Annotated in this window: 1 protein-coding gene, 2 rRNA genes and 1 pseudogene; 3 read left to right on the top strand and 1 reads right to left on the bottom strand. The window is 33.2% G+C overall.

Annotation, left to right across the window (positions count from 1 at the left end; translation table 11 throughout):
• Positions 1–9 precede the first annotated feature (9 nt).
• Positions 10–125, top strand: a 5S ribosomal RNA gene (gene rrf, locus CO726_RS30670).
• Positions 126–491: 366 nt separating this feature from the next.
• Complete coding sequence (locus CO726_RS30665; protein WP_136699914.1) at positions 492–1,424, top strand: DMT family transporter; 933 nt, start codon at positions 492–494, stop codon at positions 1,422–1,424.
• 87 nt (positions 1,425–1,511) lie between these two features.
• Here the strand turns inward: CO726_RS30665 and CO726_RS30660 are convergent.
• Positions 1,512–2,304, bottom strand: a pseudogene (locus tag CO726_RS30660) (sulfotransferase family 2 domain-containing protein).
• A 313-nt stretch (positions 2,305–2,617) separates the two neighbouring features.
• Between CO726_RS30660 and CO726_RS30655 the strand changes: the two are divergent.
• Positions 2,618–2,720, top strand: a 16S ribosomal RNA gene (locus tag CO726_RS30655); the annotation flags it as partial.

Here is a 2,720-nt window from a genome sequence, read left to right as displayed (position 1 = left end):
CCTTCATAGTTTGGTGATGATGGCAGAGAGGTCACACCCGTTCCCATACCGAACACGGAAGTTAAGCTCTCTAGCGCCGATGGTAGTTGGGACCTTGTCCCTGTGAGAGTAGGACGTCGCCAAGCAAAAACCTAAGTCGATTCGACTTAGGTTTTTTTGTTTTTATTTTTATTTATCAAATGTCATAATCCATAAATTTAATAATCTTAAAGAGGGGAAAGGATGAAATAGAGACTGTTTAAAATGAATTTAGAACGATAATGCAGTAGAGGGTTATAAAGTAATACATTTAAATGCTAGTTGAAGGTAAGAATTACCTTTTTATGTTAATTGAGTTGTAGAATGACTGGGAATATTTTGCTTTTTATAGGGAAGCGTTATGTGAAAAATAGCTATTCAGTTGTTCTTTTGCATAATGTTTTTTCGTTTTTAAAGGATTTCACATAAGAAAAAATCTATAATTAAGGTAGTTAACATATATTTTTTGATGGGTGTGGGGGATTATGAAAGAAATATGCATGTTATTAGTGGCTGTTATATTATGGGGGGCAGCCATTGCGCCAACAAAGTGGGCATTAGAATCTATCCAGCCATTTACTTTGTTATTTATTCGTCTTTTATTCGCGGGTGGAATCTGTTTACTATTCTCATTTAAACAATTAAAAAAATCAGTTGTACATAAACAAGTACCGTGGAAAAGAATGAGTTTACTATCTTTTACCGGTGTAGCTGGGTACTTTATGTTTACATCTTACGGTATTTCTTTAACAAGTGGATTGCATGTTAGCATTATTGATGCTGCTTTACCTTTAGTTACAATTCTGTTTTCAGCGTTCTTTTTGAAAGAAAAAATTCAGCTTAATTATTGGATCGGTATTGTATCGGGGATTGTTGGAGTACTTCTTATTACAATTCCATCTAGTAACGTCGATCAGGAAGTATCTTTAATAGGAGATATCCTTATTTTATTAAGCACTTTCTTATTTGCTTTCTATACAGTACTGCTGAAAAGGCCAAAACAAGAACAGTATCTATCAAACAAGGTTTTTACAACATTAACTTTAGTTATTGGAGCTGTTATTCTGTTACCATTTGCAATGGCAGAAACTTTTTACTATGGTTTCCCAGAAATCGAAACATGGAAGACCAAATTTAGTATAATGTATCTTGTTATCGGGGCAACAATTTTAGCGTATTGGTTTTGGAATAGAGCATTAGAGAAAGTTTCGGCATCAGTAAGTGGATTATATTTAAATGCATTACCGTTAATAAGTATTGTTGCTTCAATTGTTCTATTAGATGAGTCTTTAACGTGGAAGATAATAATAGGAGGAAGTTTAGTTTTAATAGGGGTAGGATGGGCAGATAAACAAAAAATAGGTAATTTATTAAAGGGGAGTAGTTTGAATAATAAGGATTACTAAATAGTATGTTTTATGTAGTTTAAATGTTGAAAAGATAGCTTATATATGAGGTATCTTATTATATTTGGCAAAGATAATAAATTAAAATCAGTATGGAAACTCTTTACTATATTTATACGTATCGAAATCATTTTGAAACATTGATTGAACAAGCTGTATACACTCAGTATCATAAAAGCTTTCGAAAGTCGGATGACGGGGAAATAAAGGATCAGTAATATCGGCCTCGCTAAAATTTCCTTTATAGATCATGGCGTAGGTTTGATGGTGCCATGATGTTGAAAATTCATTTATTGGTGCAGCTTTTAATCCGAAACTCTTTTCTAATTCGTTCATTTCCTGATTAAAGTTTTCTAAGTATATATAATTGGTCACATATTCTTCTTCATTAGCTACATATTGTTGCGTAAAATGGGGGTTAATATCATTTGCTTAAGCACCTTTAATAAGTAGGTAGTATAGAAATTGTTTAAATGAGGATTCCTTTAGGAGAGTTTTCATCTTGATATAAAAACTTTCGAAGGGGCTGCCATTTTGGATTTTCTACATAAGGAGGTGCAATTAAGGATACGAAAGAACTAACTGCTCTTCTAAAAGGATTACGAACAAGTTTAAAAGTTTCTTTTTGTTTATCCCGAAACGCTATACCTAGTCGCACGCTATAGGTAGGTGTATTTTTGTATATGTTATATTCGTAATTATGAATAAAAGGACTATAGTTTAGGGCTATTTGTAATAAGTCAATTTGGTAAAAGAGCCACGTGGCAAGAGAAGTACAACCACTTTTTTGGCTCCAAAATAGAATGATAGGAAAATTCTTATGATAGTGTGGATTTCTTGAATGGGCATTGATGATGTGTAATAAGGAGGGATCGAACAATCTCTACACCCCTCGCAGATATTTTAATTATATGTATGAAAAATAAAGAGGAATATGAGTAGCTGTTTCATCTTTTTAAAAAAGTGAAAGATTAATATTGACTATTACTGTATAGAGGTGTAATATAAAACAAGTCGCCGATGACATTAACGCAGAAAGCGATAAACGAAATGAAAAACTTAGTTGACATTAACTAACGAAGATGTTAACATAAGGAAGTCGCAAATGAGCGACCAAGTAGTTCTTTGAAAACTGAACGAAACAAACAACGTGAAACGTCAATTTTTATTTTTAGATGCTAGACAAACTAACTTTATTGGAGAGTTTGATCCTGGCTCAGGATGAACGCTGGCGGCGTGCCTAATACATGCAAGTCGAGCGAATGGATTAAGAGCTTGCTCTTATGAAGTTAGCGG

Origin of the sequence: Bacillus fungorum (assembly GCF_002746455.1) — a bacterium.
GTDB classification, from domain to species: Bacteria; Bacillota; Bacilli; order Bacillales; family Bacillaceae_G; genus Bacillus_A; species Bacillus_A fungorum.
Note: the sequence above shows the minus strand (reverse complement) of the source record. Positions and strands in the feature narration are given on the sequence as shown.